This is a genomic window from Actinosynnema sp. NPDC059797, assembly GCF_042732085.1.
GTDB lineage: Bacteria > Actinomycetota > Actinomycetes > Mycobacteriales > Pseudonocardiaceae > Actinosynnema.
Genome location: NZ_JBHWIE010000007.1, coordinates 42,590 through 66,779, shown reverse-complemented (window position 1 = coordinate 66,779; position 24,190 = coordinate 42,590). Strand labels below are relative to the sequence as shown.

The 24,190-nt window shown below is 74.3% G+C and carries 24 protein-coding genes; 8 read left to right on the top strand and 16 right to left on the bottom strand.

The annotated features are described in order from the left end of the window. Positions 1-57: 57 nt before the first annotated feature. Positions 58-696 carry a LysE family translocator gene (locus tag ACFV4N_RS04275; RefSeq protein WP_499671055.1) on the bottom strand — a complete coding sequence of 213 codons (639 nt, stop codon included), beginning with the start codon at positions 694-696 and terminating at the stop codon, positions 58-60. A gap of 19 nt (positions 697-715) precedes the next feature. Next, positions 716-1,447, bottom strand: a complete 732-nt coding sequence (locus ACFV4N_RS04270; protein WP_499671054.1) for a 3-keto-5-aminohexanoate cleavage protein — start codon at positions 1,445-1,447, stop codon at positions 716-718. Positions 1,448-1,473: 26 nt separating this feature from the next. Between ACFV4N_RS04270 and ACFV4N_RS04265 the strand changes: the two genes are divergently transcribed. After that, complete coding sequence (locus ACFV4N_RS04265; RefSeq protein WP_499671053.1) at positions 1,474-1,884, top strand: SWIM zinc finger family protein; 411 nt, start codon at positions 1,474-1,476, stop codon at positions 1,882-1,884. Here the strand turns inward: ACFV4N_RS04265 and ACFV4N_RS04260 are convergent. Then, positions 1,865-2,371, bottom strand: a complete 507-nt coding sequence (locus tag ACFV4N_RS04260) for a GNAT family N-acetyltransferase (protein ID WP_499671052.1) — start codon at positions 2,369-2,371, stop codon at positions 1,865-1,867. The genes ACFV4N_RS04265 and ACFV4N_RS04260 overlap by 20 nt on opposite strands. A gap of 272 nt (positions 2,372-2,643) precedes the next feature. Here ACFV4N_RS04260 and ACFV4N_RS04255 point away from each other — a divergent pair, with 272 nt between their 5' ends. Both ACFV4N_RS04255 and ACFV4N_RS04250 read left to right on the top strand, forming a co-directional pair. Further along, positions 2,644-3,066 (top strand): protein-tyrosine phosphatase family protein, encoded by a 423-nt coding sequence (locus ACFV4N_RS04255; RefSeq protein WP_499671051.1) that lies wholly within the window; start codon positions 2,644-2,646, stop codon positions 3,064-3,066. Between the two features lie 132 nt (positions 3,067-3,198). Further along, positions 3,199-5,289, top strand: a complete 2,091-nt coding sequence (locus tag ACFV4N_RS04250) for a GTP-binding protein (RefSeq protein WP_499671050.1) — start codon at positions 3,199-3,201, stop codon at positions 5,287-5,289. A 558-nt stretch (positions 5,290-5,847) separates the two neighbouring features. Here the strand turns inward: ACFV4N_RS04250 and ligA are convergent. From ligA to ACFV4N_RS04225, 5 genes are read right to left on the bottom strand one after another with little or no spacing between them, the layout of a single operon-like run. Beyond that, a complete protein-coding gene (gene ligA, locus ACFV4N_RS04245; RefSeq protein ID WP_499671049.1) occupies positions 5,848-8,001 on the bottom strand; it encodes an NAD-dependent DNA ligase LigA in 2,154 nt (717 codons plus the stop codon). A gap of 31 nt (positions 8,002-8,032) precedes the next feature. Beyond that, positions 8,033-8,683, bottom strand: coding sequence for a hypothetical protein (locus tag ACFV4N_RS04240; protein ID WP_499671048.1), 651 nt, complete (start codon positions 8,681-8,683; stop codon positions 8,033-8,035). Between the two features lie 12 nt (positions 8,684-8,695). Then, the gene (locus ACFV4N_RS04235) at positions 8,696-9,442 is read right to left on the bottom strand and encodes a succinate dehydrogenase/fumarate reductase iron-sulfur subunit (protein WP_499671047.1); all 747 of its coding nucleotides are present in this window, start codon (positions 9,440-9,442) and stop codon (positions 8,696-8,698) included. After that, complete coding sequence (locus ACFV4N_RS04230; RefSeq protein WP_499671046.1) at positions 9,439-11,358, bottom strand: fumarate reductase/succinate dehydrogenase flavoprotein subunit; 1,920 nt, start codon at positions 11,356-11,358, stop codon at positions 9,439-9,441. The genes ACFV4N_RS04235 and ACFV4N_RS04230 overlap by 4 nt, the downstream gene beginning before the upstream one ends. Before the next feature lies 1 nt (position 11,359). Next, positions 11,360-11,989 (bottom strand): succinate dehydrogenase cytochrome b subunit, encoded by a 630-nt coding sequence (locus tag ACFV4N_RS04225; protein WP_499671045.1) that lies wholly within the window; start codon positions 11,987-11,989, stop codon positions 11,360-11,362. Between the two features lie 72 nt (positions 11,990-12,061). Between ACFV4N_RS04225 and ACFV4N_RS04220 the strand changes: the two genes are divergently transcribed. Beyond that, positions 12,062-12,967 (top strand): LysR family transcriptional regulator, encoded by a 906-nt coding sequence (locus tag ACFV4N_RS04220; RefSeq protein WP_499671044.1) that lies wholly within the window; start codon positions 12,062-12,064, stop codon positions 12,965-12,967. Positions 12,968-13,070: 103 nt separating this feature from the next. Then, positions 13,071-13,574 (top strand): GNAT family N-acetyltransferase, encoded by a 504-nt coding sequence (locus tag ACFV4N_RS04215; protein WP_499671043.1) that lies wholly within the window; start codon positions 13,071-13,073, stop codon positions 13,572-13,574. Between the two features lie 138 nt (positions 13,575-13,712). Here ACFV4N_RS04215 and ACFV4N_RS04210 read toward each other — a convergent pair whose 3' ends face one another. Continuing rightward, positions 13,713-14,723 carry a methionine synthase gene (locus tag ACFV4N_RS04210; protein ID WP_499671042.1) on the bottom strand — a complete coding sequence of 337 codons (1,011 nt, stop codon included), beginning with the start codon at positions 14,721-14,723 and terminating at the stop codon, positions 13,713-13,715. A 205-nt stretch (positions 14,724-14,928) separates the two neighbouring features. On the opposite strand from ACFV4N_RS04210, the gene ACFV4N_RS04205 reads away from it, so the two are divergent. Next, positions 14,929-16,305 carry a cellulose binding domain-containing protein gene (locus ACFV4N_RS04205; protein ID WP_499671041.1) on the top strand — a complete coding sequence of 459 codons (1,377 nt, stop codon included), beginning with the start codon at positions 14,929-14,931 and terminating at the stop codon, positions 16,303-16,305. Here the strand turns inward: ACFV4N_RS04205 and ACFV4N_RS04200 are convergent. From ACFV4N_RS04200 to ACFV4N_RS04190, 3 genes are all read right to left on the bottom strand, one after another. Beyond that, the gene (locus tag ACFV4N_RS04200; RefSeq protein ID WP_499671040.1) at positions 16,302-16,838 is read right to left on the bottom strand and encodes a cadmium resistance transporter; all 537 of its coding nucleotides are present in this window, start codon (positions 16,836-16,838) and stop codon (positions 16,302-16,304) included. The two genes, ACFV4N_RS04205 and ACFV4N_RS04200, sit on opposite strands and share 4 nt — an antisense overlap. Positions 16,839-16,962: 124 nt before the next feature. Continuing rightward, the gene (locus tag ACFV4N_RS04195) at positions 16,963-17,340 is read right to left on the bottom strand and encodes a hypothetical protein (RefSeq protein WP_499671039.1); all 378 of its coding nucleotides are present in this window, start codon (positions 17,338-17,340) and stop codon (positions 16,963-16,965) included. Positions 17,341-17,406: 66 nt separating this feature from the next. Beyond that, positions 17,407-18,579 carry a hypothetical protein gene (locus ACFV4N_RS04190; RefSeq protein WP_499671038.1) on the bottom strand — a complete coding sequence of 391 codons (1,173 nt, stop codon included), beginning with the start codon at positions 18,577-18,579 and terminating at the stop codon, positions 17,407-17,409. 41 nt (positions 18,580-18,620) lie between these two features. Between ACFV4N_RS04190 and ACFV4N_RS04185 the strand changes: the two genes are divergently transcribed. Next, on the top strand, positions 18,621-19,127 hold the full coding sequence (locus ACFV4N_RS04185) for a DUF6584 family protein (protein WP_499671037.1): 507 nt from the start codon (positions 18,621-18,623) through the stop codon (positions 19,125-19,127). Between the two features lie 15 nt (positions 19,128-19,142). Next, complete coding sequence (locus ACFV4N_RS04180) at positions 19,143-20,057, top strand: serine/threonine dehydratase (RefSeq protein WP_499671036.1); 915 nt, start codon at positions 19,143-19,145, stop codon at positions 20,055-20,057. Positions 20,058-20,088: 31 nt separating this feature from the next. Here ACFV4N_RS04180 and ACFV4N_RS04175 read toward each other — a convergent pair whose 3' ends face one another. Genes ACFV4N_RS04175 through ACFV4N_RS04160 form a run of 4 tightly spaced genes read right to left on the bottom strand, consistent with a single transcriptional unit; the run spans position 20,089 to position 24,122 of the window. Next, complete coding sequence (locus ACFV4N_RS04175) at positions 20,089-20,448, bottom strand: hypothetical protein (protein ID WP_499671035.1); 360 nt, start codon at positions 20,446-20,448, stop codon at positions 20,089-20,091. Between the two features lie 37 nt (positions 20,449-20,485). Continuing rightward, positions 20,486-21,571: a tRNA 2-thiouridine(34) synthase MnmA gene (gene mnmA, locus ACFV4N_RS04170; RefSeq protein WP_499671034.1), complete on the bottom strand. Its 1,086-nt coding sequence runs from the start codon at positions 21,569-21,571 to the stop codon at positions 20,486-20,488. A gap of 5 nt (positions 21,572-21,576) precedes the next feature. Beyond that, positions 21,577-22,752, bottom strand: a complete 1,176-nt coding sequence (locus ACFV4N_RS04165) for a cysteine desulfurase family protein (RefSeq protein ID WP_499671033.1) — start codon at positions 22,750-22,752, stop codon at positions 21,577-21,579. Beyond that, complete coding sequence (locus ACFV4N_RS04160) at positions 22,752-24,122, bottom strand: MFS transporter (protein ID WP_499671032.1); 1,371 nt, start codon at positions 24,120-24,122, stop codon at positions 22,752-22,754. The genes ACFV4N_RS04165 and ACFV4N_RS04160 overlap by 1 nt, the downstream gene beginning before the upstream one ends. Between the last annotated feature and the right edge of the window lie 68 nt (positions 24,123-24,190).

Genomic DNA, 24,190 nt, shown 5'->3' with positions numbered 1-24,190 from the left:
CCGGACTCGCGCCGCCGCCCGGGGAGCCGGCTCGGGACCGGTTCCCGCCCGCGCGGGTCAGTCCTCGCGGCCGGTCACCGCGACCGCCACGCCCAGGCCGATCATGGTGAACCCGCCGACGCCGCCGACCAGGGACATGCGGCGCGGCGAGCGCGCGAACCAGTCCCGCGCGGTGGCCGCGACCAGCCCCCACGCGCTGTCGCACAGCACCGCGATGACGTTGAACACCAGCCCCAGCAGCAACATCTGCGCCACCACGTGCCCCTGCGCCCGGTCGACGAACTGGGGCAGCACGGCGGCGAAGAACACGATCGTCTTCGGGTTGGCCACCCCGACCGCGAACCCCTCCCACAGCGTGCGCAGGCCGCCGTGCGCGGGTCCGCCGCCCTCGAACGCGGCCCGCAGCGAACCCCGCGTCCGCAGCGCCTTGACGCCCAGGTGGACCAGGTAGGCCGCGCCGACCAGCTTCAGCGCCGTGAACACGAGGGCCGACCGCTCCACCACCGACCCGACGCCCAGCGCCACGGCCACCACCAGCGCGTACGCGCCGAGCGTGTTGCCCAGGACCGTGATCAGCGCGGTGCGGCGGCCCTGCGCCAGCGCCCGGCCCACCACGAACAGCACGCTCGGGCCGGGCACGACGATCAGCAGCAGCGACATGGCCGCGAACGCCAGCAGCCGGTCCGTGGTCACCATGGCCGGAGCGTAATCCCGGTCACCGCCCGACCCCACCGGGTTTTCCGGCGGCCGACGCCACCAGCGCCGCGTTGTCCACCGCGGGCGCGCCCGCGCGGTCCACCAGGGTGTCCTCCAGGCCGACGCGGGTGTCGAACCCCCTCGCGACCGCGTGGTCGAACACGGGCCACGCGCTGTCGTCCTCGCCGTGCAGCAGGACCGGCGCGCCGAGCGGGACGAGCAGGTCCAGCAGCAGGTCCGCGTGCGCCACGCCCTCGCCCGGCTGCACCTCGGCCAGCACGCGGACCACGCCGGGCGGCAGGCCGTGGTCGAGCAGCGCGCGGGCCGCCCGCTCGTGGAACACCCCCAGCTCGACGCCGACGCCCGCCTCGCGCAGGGCCGCCGCGGTGTCGAGCCAGCCGTCCTCGTGCACGTTGACCGAGGCGAAGTCCGGCCGGCCCGCCGCCAGGACCGCCCAGCCGCGCACCAGGTCCGCCCGCCGCGCCGGGTCCGGCACGATCCAGGCGCCCGTGGTCACGCCGATCTCCGCGTGCGGCACGGCGGCCCGCACGACCGCCACCGAGGTGGCCACCTCGGGACCCGCCAGCACCTCCCGGCCCAGCACGTCGCGCGGGTGCAGGTGGAACGAGGCCACGCCCAGCTCGGCGCAGTCGGCGGCGGCCGCGGCCAGCTGGTCGGGCGTGATCGGCAGGTTCGGGTGGCTGCCCGGCTCGCGGGCGCCGTTCAGACAGGCCTGGAGCACGAAGCCCACCGAACCACACGGTGTTGGATACCGCCATGCAGACGCTCACCCAGGCCCTGCTCCGGCACTACGCGGGCGCCAAGTCGTACTGGCGCGGCCTGACGTACCGGGACGCCGTCGTGGAGCTGGTCGTGCGCTCCCGGCACGTGGACGGCGTCGTGGTCGGCGCGGACCCGTACCGGGTGTCGCTGGCGTGGCGGGACAACCACCTGGCGGGCAGCTGCTCGTGCCCGTACGGGGCGCAGGGCTTCTTCTGCAAGCACTGCGTGGCGGTCGGCCTGGTGCTGCTCGACCGGGGCCTGACCGTGCCGCCGCCGGACGCGGAGGACGAGGAGCTGCGCGAGCGCCTGGCGTCGCTGGACCACGCGACGCTGGTGGAGCTGCTCTACGACCGCGCGTGCGCCGACCGGTCGCTGTACGACGAGGTCATGCGAGTTCGAGGCTGAACGCGCGGGCGACGACGTCCACGCCCGGCACCGGCCGCCAGTCGCGCTCGGGCAGCCGGTGGAAGCCCAGCCGCCGGTAGAGGCGGTGCGCCGCGGCCATGTGCTCGGAGCTGCTCATCACCAGCCGCCGCGCGCCCAGCTCGCGCGCCCGCGCGATGACGGCGCGCACCAGGGCCTCGCCGACGCCGCGCCCGCGGGCCGGCGGGTCCACCGCGAGCATCCGGAACTCGATCTCGCCCGCCTCGCCGACCTCGGCGTACGGGGAGTCCGGCCGGGCGATCGTGACGGTGCCGAGCACCGCGCCCCCCTCGTCGACGGCCACCAGCAGCTCCGCCTGCCGCGCCCTGGTCCGCGCGTCGGCCAGCACGTCGGCGTAGCCGCCGGTGTGGCTGTCGATGTGCCGGTCGGCCCGGTAGGCGGCCACCGTGACGGCGCCGACCGCCGGCCACTCGTCCTCCCGCGCGGGTCTCACCACGACGTCGGCCATCGTCCCGGTCCTCCGATCGTCTGACGGTTGTCGCCCGGTGCAGTGTCCACGAGCGGTTCGGCGCGGGTCCATCCCCCGGCGCGACGGGGCGTCGAGCCGTGTGGTCGGTGGCGGGGGTCGTCGGTGGCGGGGCCGGCCGGGGGACGGTTCAGCGGTCGAGGTGCGCGTCGACCCGGGTCGCCTGCCGGTCTCCAACACCGGCCCGGTGGCGCCCACCGCGGTTCGGCTGCCCCGCGAGGAGGGGCCGGCGTCGACCTGGCGATGATGTCGGGATGACCTTGCCAGGAGCGATTCGACTGCCCGACGGCGCGATGGTGCGCGGACGGGGCTTACGGAACCCGACCCCTGAGGGGGAGCCGGACTACGGGCTCTACCTGGGATCGGCCCGGATGCGGCGGGCCCACTCGTTCACGTGGCCGCACGAGTGGGTCGAGTGGCCGGACTTCCGGCTGCCGCGCGACCACGAACGGGCCGTGTCGCTGATCAAGGACCTGCACGCGCGGGCGCTGGCCGGCGAACGGGTCGAGGTGGCGTGCGGCGGCGGGATCGGGCGCACCGGCACCACCGTGGCGTGCCTGGCCGTGCTGGCGGGCGTGCCGGCGGAGGAGGCGGTGGCGTGGACGCGCTCGCACTACCACCGGCGCGCGGTGGAAACGCCGTGGCAGAAGCGGTGGGTGGTGCGCTTCCCGCGGTAATCCGGTTGCGCCGCGCGCCCGGCGCGCTGTTGGGTGGTGCGGATCCGTGCTGTCGATCGAGGAGGTCGTTGGTCGTGCGAGCTGCTGTGCGCTTCCAGGGCATCGTCATCGCGCGCACGGAGGGCACGGCACTTGGCACGCACGCTCAACCTGGGGATCCTGGCGCACGTCGACGCCGGTAAGACCAGCCTGACCGAACGGCTGCTGCACGTCGCCGGCGCCGTCGACGAGGTCGGCAGCGTCGACGAGGGCAGCACCCGGACCGACACGCTCGCGCTGGAGCGGCAGCGCGGCATCACCATCAAGTCGGCCGTGGTGTCGTTCGTCGTCGGCGGCACCACCGTCAACCTGGTCGACACCCCCGGCCACCCCGACTTCATCGCCGAGGTGGAACGGGCGCTCGGCGTGCTCGACGGCGCGGTGCTGGTCGTCTCGGCGGTCGAGGGGGTGCAGCCCCAGACCCGCGTGCTGATGCGGGCCCTGCGGCGGCTGCGGATCCCGACGCTGGTGTTCGTGAACAAGGTGGACCGCGGCGGGGCGCGGCCCGAACGGGTGCTGCGGGAGGTCTCGACCCTGCTGACGCCCGCGGTCGTCGGCATGGGGGTCGTGCGGGACGCGGGGACGCGGGCCGCCGAGGTCGACTTCGGCGTGGCGGCCGACGCCCTGGAGGTGCTGGCCGAACGGGACGACGCGCTCCTGGCCGCTTACGCCGAGGGCGCGGCGGTGGACGTGTGGCCGGCGCTGGTGTCGCAGTCGCGGCGGGGGTGGGTGCACCCGGTGTACTTCGGGTCGGCGATCACGGGCGCCGGGGTGGGCGCGCTGGTCGACGGCCTGGTCGAGCTGCTGCCGGCGGCCGGTGGCGACCCGTCCGGGCCGGTGTCCGGGGTGGTGTTCAAGGTCGAGCGGGATGCGGCGGGCGAGCGGGTGGCGTTCGTGCGGTTGTTCTCGGGGACCGTGCGGGTGCGGGATCGCCTGGCGAGCGGGAAGGTCACGGCGATCGGGGTGTTCGCGCGCGGGGCCGAGGTGGTGCGGGCGGGGTCGATGGCGGCCGGGCAGGTGGCGAAGCTGTGGGGGCTGGGGGACGTCCGCGTCGGTGACCTGGTGGGGGTGGCGCCCGGCTCGGGGTCGCCTGGTTCGGGGTCGCTTGATTCGGGGTCGGTCGGTTCGGGGTCGGTCGATCGGGTGTCACCTGGTTCGGCGTACCGGTTCGCCCCACCGTCGCTGGAGGCGGTCGTGGTGCCCGCGCGGGAGGAGGACCGGGGCGCGCTGCACGCGGCGTTGGCGCAGCTGGCCGAGCAGGACCCGCTGATCGACGTGCGGCAGGACGACGTGCGGCGCGAGGTGTGGGTGTCGCTGTACGGGGAGGTGCAGAAGGAGGTCCTCGCCGCGACGCTGGCCGCGGAGCACGGTCTGGAGGTCGGCTTCCGGGAGACATCGGTCGTGTGCGTGGAGCGGCCGGTGGGGGTCGGGGAAGCGGTGGAGTTCATCAAGCAGGGTGACAACCCGTTCCTGGCGACGGTCGGTTTGCGGGTCGAGCCGGGCGAGGGGGTGTCGTTCCGGATCGGGGTGGAGCTGGGCTCGATGCCGTTCGCGTTCTTCCGCGCGGTGGAGGAGGCGGTGCGGGAGACGTTGGCGCAGGGGCTGTTCGGGTGGCCGGTGACGGGGTGCGCGGTGACGATGACGCGCGCGGGCTACTGGGCGCGGCAGTCGCACGCGCACGCGACGTTCGACAAGACCATGTCGTCCACGGCGGGGGATTTCCGGTTGCTGACCCCGTTGGTGCTGGTGGAGGCGTTGCGGGTCGCGGGGGTCGAGGTGCACGAGCCGGTGCACCGGTTCCGCTTGGAGGCGCCGGAGGAGGCGTTGGGGGCGGTCGGCCCGGTGATGGCGCGGCTCCGGGCGGTGCCCCTGTCCACCACGCCGTGGTTGGCCGAACCCCCGTCACGACCGCCCACCACGCAACCGCCCACCGCTCAGCCGGCCGCCGATCCACCTCGGTCACACGAACGAGTGATCGTCATCGAGGGCGAAATCCCGGCCGCGTCCGTTCACCCGCTCCAGCGCGAACTGCCCGCGCTGACTCGCGGCGAAGGCGTATTGGAGACCAGCTTCTCCCACTACTCCCCCGTGTCCGGCAGCCAGGTCCCGACGAGGTCGCGCACCGACCAGAACCCGCTCAACCGCAAGGAATACCTGCTGCGCACGACGCGGCGAACCGACTAGCGAAGGCTCCCACGCCCACCCTCCCGCCCCGCCGCCCTGTTCCCACCACCCCGAACCCGAACCGGCCCCGAACCCGGGCAGGAGCAACAGCCGGCTCCCGGCAGCGGAGGGCGGTTGCGGGGAGCGGCGGTGCAGGGACAGAGGGCAGCAGCGCGGGCGACCAGCCGGCGGGGGGGCGGCGCGGGGCCAGCCAGCGCGAGGGGCGGCCGGCGCGAGGGGCGGCCGGCGCGGGGACGGTGTGCGGGCGCCCGGGTGAGGGCGGTGGCAGGGGTGAGGCGACGTTGCGGTGGTGGTGTTGCGGTGATGGCGTGGGGGCTGCGGCGTAGCGATGCCGTGTGCGGGCGGCGGTGTGCCGTGCAGGTGGTCGGGTAGCGGTGCGACACGTGGGTGGGCGGGCGGAGCAGGGCGGGGTGGGGCGAGCGGAGCGGGGTGGTGGAGTGGGAGGGGGTGGTGGTGGGACGGGGCGGGGGTTGGTCGGGGCCTCATTCTTCAACCGATGGCCGTAACGGCGTTTTCGTACGTTGGGCGGCTGGTGCCACCCGATCGTGTGGGGGCGGCTCAGGGGTGTTCGGGTGGGGTGGGGGCCTCCTCTTCCACGATCGCCACCTTGGTCGCCGCCTCCGGGCCCTCCTCCAGCAGCACGCGGAACCCCGCTTCGTCCAGCACCGGCACCTTCAGCTGCACCGCCTTGTCGGCCTTCGACCCCGGCGCCTCCCCCACCACCACGAACGCCGTCTTCTTCGACACCGCCCCGGCGGCTTTCCCGCCCCTCCCGAGGATCGCCTCCTTGGCCTCGTCGCGCGAGAAGCCCTCCAGCGAACCCGTCACCACGATCGACAGCCCCTCCAGGTTCCTCGGCACCGAGGTGTCGCGCTCCTCCTCCACCCGCACCCCGGCGGCGCGCCACTTCTCGACCACCTCCTGCCGCCACGGGGTGTCGACCCACTCGCGCACGGCGGCGGCGATCGTGGGGCCCACGCCCTCCGCCGCCGCCAGCTCCTCCTCCGAGGCGGCCACGATGCGGTCGACCGAGCCGAACTCCCGGGCCAGCGCGCGGGCCGCCGTGGGGCCTACGTGGCGGACGGAGAGGGCCACCAGGATCCTCCACAGTGGACGTTCCTTGGCCGCCTCCAGGTTGTCCAGCAGCTTGGCGCCGTTCGCGGTGAGGGCGCCCTCCTTGGTGCGGAACAGGCCCACGGCCAGCAGGTCGTCGGCGGTCAGCGCGAACAGGTCGCCCTCGTCGCCGTACGCGTCCGAGTCGACCAGGGCCGCGGCCGCCTCGTAGCCCAGCACCTCGATGTCCAGCGCCGACCGCGACGCCAGGTAGGCGAGGCGTTCCCGCAGCTGGGCGGGGCACCCGGCCGCGTTGGGGCAGCGGATGTCGACGTCGCCCTCCTTCATGGGGCGCAGCACGTGGCCGCACTCCGGGCACGTCGTGGGCATCTCGAACTCGCGGGCGTCGGCGGGCCGCGCGTCGACCACCGGGCCGAGCACCTCGGGGATCACGTCGCCGGCCTTGCGGATCACGATGCGGTCGCCGATCAGCACGCCCTTGCGCTTGACCTCGCTCGCGTTGTGCAGGGTGGCCCGCGCGACCGTGGAGCCCGCCACCTTCACCGGCTCCATCACGGCGTAGGGGGTGACCCGGCCGGTGCGCCCGACCTGCACCTTGATGTCGAGCAGGGTGGTGGTCGCCTCCTCCGGCGGGTACTTGAACGCGATCGCCCAGCGCGGCGCGCGCGAGGTGCTGCCCAGCCTGCGCTGGAGCGCCACCTCGTCGACCTTGATCACCACGCCGTCGATCTCGTGGACGGCGTCGTGCCGGTGCTCGCCCCAGTACGCGACGTGCGCCTCGACGTCCTCGAACGCGGTGAGCACCTTCGTGTGCGGCGACGTGGGCAGGCCCCAGGCGCTGAGCGCCTCGTACGCCTCGGACTGCCTGGTCAGCTCGAAGCCCTCGCGCTTGCCGAAGCCGTGGCAGATCAGGCGCAGCCTGCGCGACGCGGTGACCTTGGGGTCCTTCTGCCGCAGCGAGCCGGCGGCGGTGTTGCGCGGGTTGGCGAACGGCGGTTTGCCCGCCTCGACCAGGCTGGCGTTGAGCTCCAGGAAGTCCTCCACGGCGAAGAACACCTCGCCGCGCACCTCGACCAAGTCGGGCACCGGGTACTCGTCGGTGCCGGTCAGGGTCTCGGGCACGTCCCGCAGCGTGCGGACGTTGAGCGTCACGTCCTCGCCGGTGCGCCCGTCGCCGCGGGTGAGCGCCCGGACCAGCCTGCCCCCCTCGTACAGCAGGTTGATCGCCAGGCCGTCGATCTTCAGCTCGCACAGCAGGTGGACGTCGTCACCGACCTCCCGGTGGACCCGCTCGAACCAGGCGCGCAGCTCGTCGGCCGAGAACGCGTTGTCCAGGCTGAGCATCCGCTCCAGGTGGTCGACCGCGGTGAACTCGGTGGAGAAGGTGCCGCCGACGCGCTGGGTGGGCGAGTCGGGCGTGACCAGGCCGGGGTGGGCCTCCTCCATGGCCTCCAGCCGGCGCAGCAGCGCGTCGAACTCGCCGTCACTGATCGTGGGCGCGTCCTTGACGTAGTAGCGGAACTGGTGGTCGCGCACCACCTCCGCGAGGGCGGCGTGCGCCTCCCGCGCGTCGGCGGGCACGTCCTCGACGCCCTCGGCGGGGAGCTCGGCCGGGTTCAACGGGTCGCTGCTGGTCACGCGGTCAGCCTAGCCAGGGGGTATGACAATTTCAGGAGGGGCGCTCACCTGTGCCGCGGATGAGGTCGCGGAATTCCAGCAGGCCGATCGCGCCCTCCGGTTCGGTCACCGCGGTCTCCACCCGGCCGAGGCGTTCACCGGCCAACCGCTCACCGAGCGTGACGTCCAGGGGGAGGAACGTCAGCCGTTCCCGGGACGCGTCGTCGAGGTCGGCGAAACCGGGGTGCCAGACGGCGACGTCGACCAGGCCGTCGGACACCTGCGCCGCCACCCGCACGTCCGCCAGCCGCAGCCGCCGCGGGCCGAGGTTGATCGTCACCTCCGTCGGGTCCGGCACGGGCGGCACCGAGTCGTGGTACTCCCAGATCATGTCCTCGGCGGGCGCGGCGGCGATCCAGGCGTCGGTCCACGGCCGCAGCCGCGGGTCCTCCTGGCCGGTGACCACGAGCGCGTAGATGGCCCGGTGCCCGCGTTCGAGGGAGAAGCGCAGGTCGGGGTGGACGTCGGCGACGAGTTCGGCGAGCCGGTCCTCGACCCGTTCGGGGGCGCGGTCGCCGAGCGCCGCGCTCACCGAGGGCAGCAGGTCGTGCCACGCGGCCCAGAACGCGGCCGCCGCCTCGTCCGGGTTGGGCAGGTGGACGGGCTCGGGGTCGGGCTCTCGGCGTCGGCGGAACCAGCTCATGGCCCCATTGAACTACGCGCCCCGGCGGGTGGTGTGGGCGCGCAGCAGGTCGGCGTTGAGGCGGGCGATGGTGGTGAGCGGGATGCCCTTGGGGCAGGCGACCGCGCACTCGCCGGTGTTGGTGCAGCCGCCGAACCCGGCCGCGTCGTGCTCGTCGACCATGTCGCGCGCCCGAGACCACCGCTCGGGCTGGCCCTGCGGCAGCACGCCCAGGTGGGTGGCCTTGGCGGCGGTGAACAGCATGGCCGACCCGTTGGGGCAGGCCGCCACGCACGCGCCGCAGCCGATGCAGGCCGCCGCCTCGAACGCGGTGTCCGCGTCGGGTTTGGGCACGGGCACCGCGTGGGCGTCCGGGGCGCTGCCGGTCGGCACGCCGACGTACCCGCCGGCGGCCACGACGCGGTCGAGCGCCGACCGGTCCACGACCAGGTCGCGCACCACCGGGAACGGCCCGGCGCGCCACGGTTCGACGGTGATCACGTCGCCGTCGCGGAAGTGGCGCAGGTGCAGCTGGCAGGCGGTGGTGGCGCGCTGCGGCCCGTGCGCCTCGCCGTTGATGACGACGCCGCACGCGCCGCAGATGCCCTCGCGGCAGTCGTGGTCGAACGCCACGGGCCGCTCGCCGGAGGTGATCAGCCGCTCGTTGAGCACGTCGAGCGCCTCCAGGAACGACATGTCCGGCGACAGGCCGTCCACGGCGTAGTCGACCAGCCGCCCGGTGGGGCCGTGCTGCCGCCAGATCCTCAGGATGAGTTTCACGCGTAGCTCCTGGTGGTGGGCGTGACGTGCTCGAAGACGAGTTCTTCCCGGTGCAGCACGGGCGGTCGGCCCACGCCGGTGTGCTCCCAGGCTGCGACGTAGGAGAAGCGGTCGTCGTCGCGCAGCGCGTCGCCGCCGGGGGTCTGGCTCTCGGTCCGGAAGTGGCCGCCGCAGGACTCGGCGCGGTGCAGGGCGTCCACGCACATCAGCTCGGCCAGCTCCAGGAAGTCGGCGACGCGGCCCGCCTTCTCCAGCTCCTGGTTGAGGTCGGCGCCCTCGGGCACCAGCACCCGCTGCCAGAACTCCTCGCGCAGCTGCGGGATGCGCTCCAGCGCCTTGCGCAGGCCGGCCTCGTCGCGCTCCATGCCGCACTCGTCCCACATGAGCCGCCCCAGCTCGCGGTGGAACGACTCGACCGTGCGGTCGCCCCGCACCGCCAGCAGCGCCTTGAGCCGACCGCGCACCTCGGACGCCGTGTCGGCCACGGCCGGGTGGTCGGCGGTCACGGGGTCGAACGGCGCGTCGGCCAGGTAGTCGCCGATCACGCCCGGCAGCACGAAGTAGCCGTCCGCGAGGCCCTGCATCAGCGCGCTGGCGCCGAGCCGGTTCGCGCCGTGGTCGGAGAAGTTCGCCTCGCCGATCACGTATAGGCCGGGGATGGTCGACCGCAGGTCGTAGTCCACCCACAGGCCGCCCATGGTGTAGTGCACGGCCGGGTAGATGCGCATCGGCTGCCGGTACGGGTCGTCGCCGGTGATGCGCTCGTACATCTCGAACAGGTTGCCGTAGCGCTGCTCCACCACGTCGCGGCCGAGGCGGGCGAGGGCGTCGGCGAAGTCCAGGTACACGCCGCGCTGCTCGTCGGAGGCGTTCTTCGCGGCGCGGGAGGCGATGTCGCGGGGCACGAGGTTGCCGAAGCTCGGGTACAGGCGCTCCAGGAAGTAGTCGCGCTCGGCCTCGGGGACGTCGCCGGGCGCGCGGCGGTCGTCCCGGTCGCGCGGCACCCACACGCGGCCGTCGTTGCGCAGCGACTCGCTCATCAGGGTGAGCTTGGACTGGTGGTCGCCGCTGACCGGGATGCACGTCGGGTGGATCTGGGTGAAGCACGGGTTGGCGAACAGCGCGCCGCGGCGGTGGGCCCGCCAGATCGCGGTGGCGTTGCTGCCCTTGGCGTTGGTGGACAGGTGGAACACGTTGCCGTAGCCGCCGGTGGCGAGCACGACGGCGTCCGCGAGGTGCGTGGACACCTCGCCGGTGACGAGGTCGCGCGCCACGATGCCGCGGGCCCGGCCGTCGACCACGACCAGGTCCAGCATCTCGGTGCGCGCGTGCACCTCGACGCGGCCGGCCGCGACCTGGCGGGACAGGGCCTGGTAGGCGCCCAGCAGGAGCTGCTGCCCGGTCTGGCCGCGGGCGTAGAAGGTGCGGGACACCTGGGCGCCGCCGAAGGACCTGGTGTCGAGCAGGCCGCCGTACTCGCGGGCGAACGGCACGCCCTGCGCCACGCACTGGTCGATGATCTCCACGCTGATCTGCGCGAGCCGGTGCACGTTCGACTCGCGGGAGCGGAAGTCGCCGCCCTTGACGGTGTCGTGGAACAGCCGCCACACGCTGTCGCCGTCGTTGCGGTAGTTCTTGGCGGCGTTGATGCCGCCCTGCGCGGCGATGCTGTGGGCGCGGCGCGGGCTGTCCTGGTAGCAGAACGACGTGACGCGGTAGCCCAGTTCGGCGAGCGTCGCCGCGGCCGAACCGCCGGCCAGGCCCGTGCCGACCACGATCACCGAGCGGTTGCGCCGGTTCGCGGGGTTGACCAGGCGCGCGGAGAAGCGGCGGCGGTCCCAGCGCTGCTCGACGGGGCCCCCGGGCACGCGCTGGTCGTGGAGGGGCGCGCCCTCGGTGTAGGGGTTTTCCGGCATGTCAGCTCACCAACCCGGTGAAGACGGCGAAGGGGACGGACAGGAAGCCCGCGGCGAGGGCGGTGGCGGTGACCAGGCCGATCGCGCGGGAGGTGGTGACGCCCAGGCTCCGGGTCGCGCTCCACACGCCGTGGCGGACGTGGAGGGCGAGGGCGAGGACCGCGACGGTGTAGGCCAGCACCACGTACCAGTGCCGGAAGTCCGCCACCACGTTCGCGTGGATCTCGCCGGGCACGCCGTGCGGGTTGAGCCACCCGGCGGTCAGGTCGAGCAGGTGGTAGACCACGAACAGGGCGATGACCACGCCGCCCCAGCGCATGGTGCGGGCCGCGTAGCCGCCCCGGACGGGCCGCCGGTGGGCGTAGCGGCCGCGGGCGCGGCGGGCCCGCGCGGTGAGCTGGTACGCGGCGGTGAAGTGCAGCGCGACGGCCACGAGCAGGGCGGCCCTGGTCGGCCAGACGGCGCCGACCTCGCGCAGCCACCGGCCGTAGCCGTCGATCGCACCCGGGCCGGAGAAGATCGTGAGGTTGCCGAGCATGTGCGCGACGACGTACAGCAGCAGCACCGCGCCGGTGACCGCCATGACGGCTTTCTTGCCGACGGTGGTGCGGTAGAGCCGGATCGTGTCCACGCGCCAGACGTTAGGAACGCGCTCCACGAGTCGTCCAATACATCGTGGGCTGCCTGTGGATAGCCTGGGGCTATGACGCTCCAGCAGCTCGCGTACTTCCTGGCAGTGGCCAGGACGCGGCACTTCACGCGCGCCGCGGCGGAGGTGCGTGTGGCGCAGCCCTCACTGTCCAAGCAGATCCACGCGCTGGAGAAGGAGCTGGGCGCGGCGCTGTTCAGCCGGGCCCGCGGCAACATCTCGCTGACGCCCGCGGGCGAGGCGCTGCTGCCGGTGGCGAGCCGCATCCTGTCCGATGTGGACACGGCGCGGCTGGAGGTGGCCGAGCTGGTGGGGCTGCGGCGCGGGCGCGTGCGGGTGGGCGCGACGCCGAGCCTGTGCGGCAGCCTGTTCGCGGACGTGATCAAGCGCTACCACGACGCCTACCCCGGCGTGCGCGTGTCGGTGACCGAGGGCGGGTCGCGGGACCTGGTGACCGCGCTGGAGGCGGGCGACCTGGACCTGGCGCTGGTGATCGTGTCGCCCGCCGACGCGGACCGGGCGCTGACCGTGGTGCCGGTGCTGCGGGAGGAGCTGGTGGTGGCCTCGGCGGAACCGCTGGGCGTGCCCCGGATGCGGTGGACCGACCTGCGCGGGCAGCCGCTGGTGATGTTCCGGCCCGGCTACGACCTGCGGGAGACCACGCTGGCCGAGTGCCGGCGGGCCGGGTTCGAGCCGGTGTTCGCGGTGGAGGGCGGCGAGATGGACGCGGTGCTGCGGTTCGTGGAGGTCGGGCTGGGCGTGGCGGTCGTGCCGTCGACGGTGCTGGCCGCGCGGTCGCTGCACGGCACGCCGCTGACGCCGGGCGCGGGGCGGACCGTCGCGCTGGCGCACCGCACCGACGCGGCGCCGACGTCGGCCGGGCGGGCGTTCCGGGAGGTGCTGCTGGGGTTCCTGCGCGGCGCGGAGCTGCCGGCCGGCGTGCGCGCGGTGGGGTCGTAGGCGGCGGGGCTGGGGGCCGGCGGGCGCGTGGACCGGCGGGCGCGTGGGCTGGAGGCTCGTGGGCTGGAGGCTCGTGGGCTGGGGTGGTCGTAGGCTGCGGGGCGTGTTGATCAGACGTGAGACGCCCGCCGACGTCGAGGCGATCCGGGCCGTGACCGAGGCCGCGTTCGCGGCGAACCCCGGCGGGGAGGCGCGGCTGGTCGGCGAGCTGCGGGCCGACCCGGGGTGGATCCCGGCGCTGTCCCTGGTGGCCGAGGCGGACGGCGAGGTCGTGGGGCACGTGGTGTGCACGCGGGGTTCGGTGGGCGGCGCGCCGGCGCTGGGGCTGGGGCCGTTGAGCGTGCTGCCCGCGCGGCAGCGCGCCGGCGTGGGCAAGGCGCTGGTGCACACCGCGCTGGGCGTGGCGGACGGCCTGGGCGAGCCGCTGGTCGCCCTGCTCGGCGACCCCGACTACTACTCCCGCTTCGGCTTCCGCCCCGCCGCGGACCTGGGCATCACGCCCCCGGTCCCCGAGTGGACCCCGTACTTCCAGGTGCGCCCGCTGACCACCTACCACTCCGGCCTGCGCGGCGAGTTCCACTACGCCACCCCGTTCACCCGCCTCTGACCCCGCGCGAGTCGTACGTCCCGGACCGTCGTGTCGTACGTCCAAGACCCCCGAGTTCAGCGTTCGCGACGTCCTGAACGTTGAACTCGGGGGTCGCGAACGTACGACTCGCGGGGTCTGGGCGTACGACTCGCGGGGTTACCAGGTTTCCGGGGGTTCGGTGAAGGACTTGGCCAGGTCGCGGGTCAGGGCCAGGGAGCGGCGCAGCCACGAGGCGCTCGCGCCGGCCAGGCCGCAGGTCGGGGTCGCGACGGCGTGCGTGCCTAGGATGTCGCGCGGGAAGCCCAGGCGGTCCACCAGGGTCAGGGCGGGGTCCGCGAGGGACTTCAGGGTCGGCGGCCGGGTCGGGTCGGTGCCGGGGGTCAGCCCCAGGAACAGCCGGGTCTTCTCCTCCCAGGCCTCGCCGACCTCGTCCCAGCTCGTCTCGTCCAGCGCGGTCACGTCGAACGAGACGGCGCGCGCGCCCGCCCGGCGCATCAGGGTGATGGGCGGGCGCGGCGCGCAGCAGTGCACGACCACGTCGGCCTCCACCGCCTCGACGACGGCCTGGAGGGTGGCCTGGGCCTCGGGCTCGGGGACGGCGGGGACCGTGCCGAGCTTGGACGGCGTGGGCAGCAGGCCGCGCAGCACGGCGGGCAGCGCCGGTTCGTCCAGCTGCACCACGACCCGCGCGCCGGTGCGCCTGGCGACCTCGGCGACGTGCCGGTTGAGCCCCTCGGCGAGCGACGCGGTGAACTCGCGCAGCGCGCCCCGGTCGGTGAGCACGCGGTGGCCGCGCGGCAGCTCGACGCTCGCGGTGAGCGTCCACGGCCCGGCGGCCTGGACCTTGACCACCTCCGGCGGCGCGGGGTCGGCCGCCTCCTCGAACGCGTCGAGGTCGCGGCGCATCAGGTCCACGGCCCGCCGGTGGTCCCGGCCGGGGTGGGCGGCCGTCCGGTAGCCGGAGGGGACCACCTCGACCGGCAGGTCGACCAGCAGGCCGGCCGTGCGGCCGATCATGTCCGCGCCGACGCCCCGCGCGGGCAGCTCGGGCAGGTGCGGCAGGTCGGGCAGCTCGCCGAGCACCACTCGGGCGGCTTCCAGGGGGTCGGTGCCGGGCAGCGAACCGATGCCGGTCGCGGTGCCGGCGGGCCAGGGGGGTGCGTCCACCGGCCCAGTCTCCCATTCACGGGTTCCGGCGCGTGTACGACGAAAAGGTCTAGACCCATTGACGCGGTGGTCTAGGCCACCTACCGTCACCTTGTCGGTGCTGACAGTCGCGAGGGCACCGCCGAGAACGTGGTGTGGGGGCGTGCCGCGCCCCACGCTCCCGCACCACTCCCACCCCGTTCCCCCCTGCACGGGAGTAGGTGCGATGTCGTCTTCGATGCGCAAGGTCCTGTCCGCGTTGGCGGCGGGCGCCGCCGCGGTCGTGACCGCCGGACTGCTGCTGACCGCCCCCGCGGGCGCCGCCCCGACGCCCACCGCGGTGTTCGGGCAGGACTCCTCGTGGAGCTCCGGCTACCAGGGCAGGTTCACCGTCACCGCCGGCTCCGCGCCGATGACCGGGTGGAAGGTCGAGTTCGACCTGCCCCCGGGCACCACCCCGGGGTCGTACTGGGACGCGTCGCTGACCAGCAGCGGCACCCACCACGCGTTCACCAACCGCGAGTACAACGGGTCCCTGGCGGCCGGCGCGTCGGCGTCGTTCGGCTTCCTGGTCAACGGCTCGGGGCTGCCGCAGAACTGCAAGCTCAACGGCCAGCCCTGCACCGGTGGCACGACGACCACCAGCACGACCACGACGACGACCACCACCACGACGACCACGACGACGACGACGACGACCACGACTTCGAGTGACGGCCCGGCGCCGCCCGGCGGCCTGAAGTCCGCGCCGTACGTGGACATCACCATGCCCACGCCGTCGTTGGAGTCCGTGGCGCGGGCGACCGGCCAGAAGGTGTTCACGCTCGCGTTCGCGCTCGCCGACAGCACCGGCTGCAACCCGTCGTGGGGCGGCACCATCCCGATCAACGACAGCCGGATCGTCAACGACGTGCGCGCGCTGAAGGCCCTCGGCGGCGACGTCGTCGTGGCCACCGGCGGGGCCGCCGGCCCGTACCTGGAGTACTCCTGCGCCACCGCCGACGCCCTGCTCGCGGCGTACAAGAAGGTCCTGGACGCGGTCGGCAGCAACCACCTGGACGTGGACGTCGAGGCCACCATCCCGCACGACCTGGTCAACACCGCGCTGAAGAAGCTCCAGACCGAGCGCGGCACGGCGATCAGCTACACCATGCGCGTGCAGGGCGACGACTACGGCATGGACCCGTACTCGGTGCAGGTCCTCCAGAACGCGGCGGCGAAGGGCCTCACCGTCCTGGTGAACCCGATGACCATGGAGTTCGGCTCCTCCCGCGCGGACTGGGGCGACGCCGTCATCGCGGCCGCCGAGAGCAGCCTGCGGCAGATGAAGCAGATCTGGCCCGCCAAGTCGGACGCCGAGCTGAAGCGGCTGCTCGGGGTCACCCCCATGATCGGCCGCAACTTCAACGGCAAGGTGTTCACCCAGGCCCACGCGCGCAAGCTGGTGAGCTGGGCGAACACCAACAAGATCGGGCTGCTGGGGTTCTGGTCGGTCGGCCGCGACAACGGCGGCTGCCCGGGTGGCGGCATCTCGCCGACGTGCAGCAGCATCGCCCAGTCCCAGTACGAGTTCACCAACATCTTCAAGGGCTTCACGGGCTAGCCCAGCAGGATCAGGACGCCTATCGCGATCAGCACGACCGGCAGCACCACGTGGCCCCAACGGCTCAGGGCGCGGGCGATCACGGGACGCGTGGCGAACCAACGGCCGGCCGCGCACCAGACCGCCACCAGCACCAGGAAGACGACCACGTACGGGGTCACGCCCGTGGTGGCGAACACCGGCACGTAGACGCCGATGTTGTCGCCGCCGTTGGCCAGGGTCACCGCCGCGACGCCCAGCGCCCCGGTCGCGGCGGGCTCGTCGTCGTCGGCGCCGCCGCGCCACGCCCGCCACGCCGCCTTGAGACCCAGCGCCAGCGGCAGCAGGCCCAGCCACGGCAGCGCCGACGGCGGCAGCAGGGTCGCGCCCAGGGCCGCCGCCACGGCCACCGCCAGGATCGCCGCGAACCCCGCGTACTGGCCGAGCACCACCCGCCACGGCGGCACCCCGCGGGCGAAGAACAGCGCGAGCAGCACGATGTCGTCGACGTTGGTCACGGCGAACAACCCGACGGCGCGGAGGACGTCCAACACGAGCCGAACCCTAAGGTGCCGGGTCGGGGGAACGGCACGGCCGCCACGGTCCGGTGACCGTGGCGGCGCGGGCGGGGATCGACGTCCCGGCCCCGTGCGGGAGGGCGGCGGGCCGGCCGGGCGCTCAGGCCGAGCGCCGCAGGCCCAGCACCTGGAGCGTGACGAAACCGAGCACGGCGAGCGCCTGGGCGACGATCACGAAAACCCCCAGGCCGGTCACCGGGAACCAACCGGCGAACGCGGTGAGGAAGCTGTCCACCACCCACAGCGAATTGCCGATCACCACCACCGCGACCAGCGGCCGGATCGGGCGCACGCCCAGCAGGAAGACGCCGATCCCGTAAGCGACCAGGAATGCGCCGAGACCGAGGGTCAAACCCCGCGGCAGGCCCAGCGGGAGGTCGATCAGGAGCGCGAGCAGGCCCAGGCCGCCCGAGGCGACGCCGTCGAGCTTGAGCGCGAAGCGGAGGAGGTCGTCGTTGCGGACTTCAGTGGTCGTCATGGCACCGAGACTGGCCCCCGCGGCACTGCCGGCGGTACGGCGAACGCTGCCAACGACTGCCAATCCCTAGTCGCCGACCTGGGCGGACAGGTCCTCGGCCACCAACCTGGCCCCCGCGTTCTGCCAGTTGTGCAGGGTCCGCTCCGGCACCTGGTCGACGAACCACGCGAGCGCCCGCCGGGCCACCGGGTCGAGGTCCTCCCGCTTGGTCCGCCTGCTGTAGGGGCGGATGCCGGCCACGTAGTAGAAGTACAGCGCGTTGTAATGCCGCCATTCGTCGCTGGTGCCGAAATCGCCGTCACGCGGTTTGAGGCGCGAAATGCTCTCCAGCAACAGCGCCTTCAACTCGGCGGCGCGTTCCAGCGGTTGGTCGGGCGCGCCGCGCGCGGCCAGTCTCGCGTCGATCACCGGCAATTGCGTCAACGGGCTGGCGACGAGTTTCCCGAGGTCGCCGTAATTGCTCAACGCGCGCCTGGTGAGCTTGGCGAACTCGGCCGGGTCGAGCGGCGCGCGGCGGGGCAGCGCCTCGGCGGCCTCGCGCAGCTCCGCCCGCGAGTCGGCCACGTCGGGCACCGCGACCCGGTCGACCAGCAGCGCCAGCGGGTTCGCCAGCACCTGCACCGCGATCGCGGCGGCCACCGTGCCGTGGAGCAGGGGCACCAGCCGGTCGTCGAGGAACAGCGCCACCTGACCGCCGAACACCAGCGCCAACCCGGCCGCGCCGAGCAGCGACCGGACCATGTCGGCCCGCACCGCCTCGCCCTCGTCGAACGCGTCCGCCACCGCCACGACCACGCCGAACAGCAGCAGGTCGACGCCCGCCGAGGCGAGCACCACGACCTCCGGCAGCACGTCGAGCAGCAGCACCGCGCAGCTGAGCCCGAACATGATCGTCGCCACGACCAGCAGCCCCCGTCGCAGCCTGACGCACAGCGCCACCGCGACGGCCAGCGGCGCCAGCACCACCCAGGGCGCGAACCACGCCGCCACCAGCAGCGGCGCCGCGCTCCAGCGCCACCAGCGGTCGTGGCGCGCGGGCAGCCAGCACACCACCGCGCCCGTCCACGCCACCGCGGGCACGGCCAGCGCCGCCGGGGGCACCGGCAGGACGATCACCAGCGCGTAAGCGAGTAGCCCGAACGAGGCTCGCTGGATCAGGGGCTTCCGCGGGTTCCTCGTCACCAGATAGAGCCCGAGCCACCAGGCCAACCCGAACGCCACCACCGCCACCGCGATCACCAAGGGATCCTACGGTTGCCCTTGCTGGGACCATGTGCGTCATGCCCGTCGAGCTGACGCTGCACAAGGCCGCCGCGGAGGTGGCGCGCGGTGACCTCGCCAGCGTGCTGCGCGCGCGGCAGCGGCTGATCGGGCTGGTCACCAGCTACCCGGACCGGCTGGACCTGCGGGACCGCCTGGCGGAGGTGTACCGGGTGCTCGGCGACGCCGCCCAGGCCGGCCGGTGGAGCTACCTGTCCGAGGACCGGGACGAGGCCGAGGTGGCCGCGTTCGAGCGCGCCTACCGCACCCCGATGGCCCGATTAACGGCCCTGAACTGGACCGGCGGCGAGCGGGCCGCCGGCACCCGGACCGCCCGGGAGCGGCTGGTGGCGCTGCACAGCGCCGCGAACGTGCAGCTGCGCGAGGAGCTGCTGGTCGCCGACGACCGCGACTCCTCCTGGGCGGCCAACGCGCTGGTGCTGCTCGGCCTGGTGGTCGCGCTGCTGTGCTTCGTGGTCGGCGCGGTGACCATCGTCATGTCGGCCTACAGGTGGCTCGCCGGGTGAGCGCATCCTGGGTGCATGAACCCCGACGCAGCCGCCCCCGACCCAGCCGCCCCCGCCCCAGCCGACGTCGCCGCCGCCGCGGACCGCATCCGCCCCTACGCCCGCCGCACGCCGCTGTGGCGCACCGAGGTCGACGGCCGACCGCTCGTGCTCAAGCTGGAGCACCTCCAGCTCACCGGCTCGTTCAAGCTGCGCGGCGCGCTGAACGCCCTGCTCACCGCCGAATCACCTGATCGTGTGGTCACGGCCTCCGGCGGCAACCACGGCCTGGGCGTGGCCGAGGCCGCCCGGCAGCTCGGCCTGCCCGCCACGGTGTTCGTGCCGGTGGGCGCGCCGGAGGGCAAGGTGCGGCGGATCGAGGCCGCGGGCGCGAAGCTGATCCGGCACGGCGAGACCTACGCGGAGGCCGTGCTGGCGGCGCGGGAGGCGCCGGGGCACTACGTCGAGGCCTACGACTCCCCCGCCGTCGTCGCGGGTCAGGGCACCGTGGCGGCGGAGGTCGTGGCGGACGCGCCGGACGTGGACGCCATCGCGGTGGCCGTCGGCGGCGGCGGGTTGGCGGCGGGCACGGCCCTCGGCGCGGCCGGGCGGCCGGTCGTCGCGGTGGAGCCCGAGCGGTGCCGCGCCCTGAACCGCGCGTTCGAGGCGGGCCGGCCGGTGGACACCGAGGTCGTCTCGGTCGCCGCGTCCGCGCTCGGCGCCACGCGCGTGGGCGAGGTCCCGTTCCGGGTGCTGAGGGCGCACGACGTGCGGTCGGCGCTCGTGTCCGACGCCGAGCTGCTGGCCGCCCGCGACCGCCTGTGGGAGGACTTCCGGCTGGCCGTCGAACCGGCGGCGGCCGTGCCGTTCGCCGCGTGGCTGGCCGGGCGCGTGCCCGGCGAGACGGCGTGCGTCGTGCTGTGCGGCGCGAACACGGACTGGACGCCGTGAGGCCGCGGAGGGCCCCACGGCGCCCCGTTCCCTAGCGGCCCCGGTGCGGGGACGGGCAGGACACGACCGGTGGGGCGTCGCCCAGGCGGCGGCGCGCCACCCGGTCGTCCGACCCCCGGGACTGGACCGGCACGTCGACCTCGGCCACCGGTTCCAGCTGCTCCACCCGTTCCACCAGCACCTCGACCCGGGCCAGCAGGTCCGCCCACTCGGCCCGGTGCCGGCGCTCCCGGACCACCCACTGCAACGTCCGCGCCTCGGCCCGCAGCCGCTCGTGCTGCTCGGCCGTCAGGCGTTGCGCGGACGGGTGGTCGACCTTGCTCCCCAGCACACCCACCCGGATTTCGACGTCCGCCAGCGAGCGTCGTCGTCGTTCGTTGTCATGCGGCACACCCAGCAGTGTCTCAGGCCGCACCGACAAAAATCCGTCAACCCGTCGAGCTGATGGTCGCGCTCGCCAGGACCAGGTCGCCCGCCACCGGGTCCGGCCGGTACACCGCGACCGCCTGACCAGGCGCGACGCCGCTCAGCGGCTCGCGCAGGCGCACCAGCAGCTCCTCGCCGACGAGTTCGGCGACGGCGGGCGCGAGGCCGCCGTGCGCGCGCACCTGCGCCACGCACTCCACCGGGCCGTCGAACTCGACCCGGGTCACCGGCCGCCGCGCCACGATCTCGGTGACCTTCAGCCTTTCGGCCGAACCGACCCGGACCGTCCCGGTCACCGGCTCCAGCGACAGCACGTAGCGGGGCCGCCCGTCGGGCGCGGGCGCGTCGATGCCCAGGCCCTTGCGCTGGCCGACGGTGAACTCGTGCACGCCCGCGTGCCGCCCGAGCACCGCGCCGGTGGTGTCGTCCACGAGCAGGCCGGGCTGCTCGCCCAGCCGCCTGGTCAGGAAGCCGCGGGTGTCGCCGTCGGGGATGAAGCAGATGTCGTGGCTGTCGGGCTTGCGGGCGACCTGGAGGCCGAGCCGGTCGGCCTCGGCCCGCACCTCGGCCTTGGTCGAGCCGCCCAGCGGGAACAGGGCGTGCGCGAGCTGCTCGCGGGTCAGCGACGCCAGCACGTAGGACTGGTCCTTGCCGTCGTCGGCGGACCGGCGCAGCTCCACCCGTCCGTCCACAGTGGACAGTCGGGCGTAGTGGCCGGTGCACACCGCGTCGAAGCCCAGCGCGACCGCCTTGTCCAGCAGCGCCTCGAACTTGATCTTCTCGTTGCACCGCAGGCACGGGTTGGGCGTGCGGCCCGCCGCGTACTCGGCGACGAAGTCCTCCACCACGTCCTCGGTGAACCGCTCCGCGAAGTCCCACACGTAGAACGGGATGCCGAGCACGTCCGCCGCGCGCCGCGCGTCCCGGGCGTCCTCCAGCGTGCAGCAGCCCCGCGCGCCGGTGCGCAGCGTGCCGGGCTTGGCCGACAGCGCCAGGTGCACGCCGGTCACGTCGTGCCCGGCCGCCACCGCCCGCGCCGCCGCCACGGCGGAGTCCACCCCGCCGCTCATCGCCGCCAGCACCCGCATGCCCGTCACACCTCCGCCTTCGTCCGCTTGAGGCCCGCGATGCCCGCCGTGCGGGCCCGCTCGACCACCGGGCCGATCACCTCGACCAGCTCGTCCACCTCGGCGCGCGTCGAGGTGTGCCCGAGGGAGAACCGCAGCGAGCCGCGCGCCGCCACCGGGTCCACGCCCATGGCCAGCAGCACGTGGCTGGCCTGCGCCACGCCCGCCGTGCACGCCGAGCCGGTCGAGCACTCGACGCCCTTCGCGTCCAGCAGCATCAGCAGGCTGTCGCCCTCGCAGCCCGGGAAGGTCAGGTGCGCGTTGCCGGGCAGCCGGCGCACCGGGTCGCCGTTCACCACCGCGTCCGGCACCACCGCGCGCACCCGCTCGACCAGCTCGTCGCGCAGCGCGGCCAGCTCGACCGCCGCGCGCGGCTGCTCGTCCACCGCGTGGCGCACGGCCGCCGCCAGGCCCGCGATCGCCGGCACGTCCAGCGTGCCCGAGCGCACCTCGCGCTCCTGGCCGCCGCCGTGCAGCAGGGGCGTGGCGGCCACGTCGCGGCCCAGCAGCAGCGCGCCGACGCCGTAGGGCCCGCCGACCTTGTGGCCGGTCACGGTGAGCGCCGAGGCGCCCGACGCGGCGAAGTCCAGCGGCACGGCGCCCAGGGCCTGGACCGCGTCGGTGTGGAACGGCACGCCGCGCGCCGCCGCCAGTGCGGCCAGCTCGGGCACCGGGTTGATCGTGCCGACCTCGTTGTTCGCCCACATCACGGTGACCAGGGCGACGTCGTCGCCCAGCGCCTCGTCCAGCATCTCGGGGTGGATCCGGCCGAGGTGGTCCGGCTCCAGCCAGGTGACCTCGGCGCCCTCGTGGTCGACCAGCCACTGCACCGCGTCCAGCACGGCGTGGTGCTCGACCGACGAGGCCACGATCCGCTTGCGGCCGGTCGCGCGGCGGGACCAGTAGGCGCCCTTGACGGCGAGGTTGTCGCTCTCCGTGCCGCCGCTGGTGAAGATCACCTCGGAGGGGCGGGCGCCGAGCGCGTCGGCGATGTCCTCGCGGGCCTCCTCGACCGCGCGCCGCGCCCGCCGACCCGAGGTGTGCAGCGAGGAGGCGTTGCCCGTGGTGGACAACGCCCGCGTCATCGCCTCGATCGCCTGCGGGAGCACCGGGGTCGTGGCGGCGTGGTCGAAGTAGGCCATCAGTCTCCCAGGGTAGCCGGGCGCAGCCGTCCGGCGAGCACCGCACCGAGCACCGCCAGCCCCGCCATCAGCAGGTCGAACGGCAGCACGGCCGCCGTGGGCGCGTCGGCGGAGGCCACCGAGGCGATCAGCACCCCGCCCAGGCCGACCAGCAGCGCCGACCCGAGCATGTCGCTGATCTGGAGCGCCGCCGAGTTGAAACCCCGGTCGACGTCGGAGGACGCCGCCAGCGTGAGCACGCTCAGGCTCGACATCGCCAGGCCCATCCCGGCGCCCGCGACCGCCCACAGGACCGGTGTCGCCCACGCCGGGCCCCACTCCGGTGCGATGAGCGTCACCCCCGCGATGCCCGCGGCGCTGAGCGCGAAACCCCGGCGGACGAACGCCTCCCGCGGGTGGTCCGGCCGGCGGGACTGCCACCAGGCGGCCGTGGACCAGCCGAGCGCGCTCATGGTGAGCGGGATGCCCGCGGCGATCGCCGAGTAACCGTGCACGGAGGTCAGCGTCAGCGGGATGAACGCCTCGGCGGCGAAGAACGACCCGGCGAGCAGGCCGCGGGCCAGGATCGTCATGGGCAGGCCGGGGCGGGCGGTGAGCGTGCCCTTGGGCAGCAGGACCCGGAGGGAGGGCACCAGCGCGACCAGGCCGGCCAGCCCGACCAGCAGGTTCAGCCCGCGCGGGTGCTGCGCGGCCCAGCTCAGCGCCGCGACGCCCGCGCCCGCGCCGAGCGCCGCGAGCGGCAGGCCGCGCCGGGCGTTGCGGTCGGGGTTGTGCGGGGGCAGGTCCCGCAGCACGGGCACCAGCAGCAGCACGCCCAGCAGCACGAACGGCGCCAGGCCCAGGAACACCCAGCGCCAGCTCAGCACCTCGGTCAGCCACCCGGACAGCGCCGGGCCGACCAGCGAGGGCACCACCCACGCCGAGGCCAGCAGCCCGAACACGGCGGGCCGGTCGCGCTCCGGGTAGACCAGGGCGATCAGGACGTAGACGGCGACCACCTGCGCCCCGCCGCCCAGGCCCTGGAGCACGCGGCCGGCCAGCAGCAGGGTCATGTCCTGCGCGGCGCCCGCAACGAGCAGCCCGACCAGGAACAGGGCCGGGCCGACCAGCAGGGACGGGCGCGGGCCGCGCAGGTCGCTCAGCCGGCCGGACAGGACGGTCGCCACCACGCTGGCGGCGAGGAACGCCAGGAACGGCCAGGCGTACAGGTCCTTGCCGCCGAGGTCGGCGACCATGCGCGGCATGGCCGTGGAGACGCCCATGTTCTCGAACGCGAGCAGGGTGACGAGCAGCACTATGCCGACCGTCGGACCCCTCCGATCGGCCGTCCAGAGGTTGCTCTTGCCGGTCGAGGTCCCCGTCGTCGTCACGGGTCAATGGTTCAACCTCCACCTCGGTCGAGGTCAAGGCAATATGACGCAGATCGGCCGCCGCCGGC

Bases quoted from the DNA above. Each gene is read 5' to 3' on its own strand.
- ACFV4N_RS04275 (WP_499671055.1), bottom strand. From the start codon at position 696: ATGGTGACCACGGACCGGCTGCTGGCGTTCGCGGCCATGTCGCTGCTG.
- ACFV4N_RS04265 (WP_499671053.1), top strand. From the start codon at position 1,474: ATGCAGACGCTCACCCAGGCCCTGCTCCGGCACTACGCGGGCGCCAAG.
- ACFV4N_RS04260 (WP_499671052.1), bottom strand. From the start codon at position 2,371: ATGGCCGACGTCGTGGTGAGACCCGCGCGGGAGGACGAGTGGCCGGCG.
- ACFV4N_RS04255 (WP_499671051.1), top strand. From the start codon at position 2,644: ATGACCTTGCCAGGAGCGATTCGACTGCCCGACGGCGCGATGGTGCGC.
- ACFV4N_RS04240 (WP_499671048.1), bottom strand. From the start codon at position 8,683: ATGAGCTGGTTCCGCCGACGCCGAGAGCCCGACCCCGAGCCCGTCCAC.
- ACFV4N_RS04230 (WP_499671046.1), bottom strand. From the start codon at position 11,358: ATGCCGGAAAACCCCTACACCGAGGGCGCGCCCCTCCACGACCAGCGC.
- ACFV4N_RS04220 (WP_499671044.1), top strand. From the start codon at position 12,062: ATGACGCTCCAGCAGCTCGCGTACTTCCTGGCAGTGGCCAGGACGCGG.
- ACFV4N_RS04205 (WP_499671041.1), top strand. From the start codon at position 14,929: ATGTCGTCTTCGATGCGCAAGGTCCTGTCCGCGTTGGCGGCGGGCGCC.
- ACFV4N_RS04195 (WP_499671039.1), bottom strand. From the start codon at position 17,340: ATGACGACCACTGAAGTCCGCAACGACGACCTCCTCCGCTTCGCGCTC.
- ACFV4N_RS04185 (WP_499671037.1), top strand. From the start codon at position 18,621: ATGCCCGTCGAGCTGACGCTGCACAAGGCCGCCGCGGAGGTGGCGCGC.
- ACFV4N_RS04180 (WP_499671036.1), top strand. From the start codon at position 19,143: ATGAACCCCGACGCAGCCGCCCCCGACCCAGCCGCCCCCGCCCCAGCC.
- mnmA (WP_499671034.1), bottom strand. From the start codon at position 21,571: ATGCGGGTGCTGGCGGCGATGAGCGGCGGGGTGGACTCCGCCGTGGCG.
- ACFV4N_RS04165 (WP_499671033.1), bottom strand. From the start codon at position 22,752: ATGGCCTACTTCGACCACGCCGCCACGACCCCGGTGCTCCCGCAGGCG.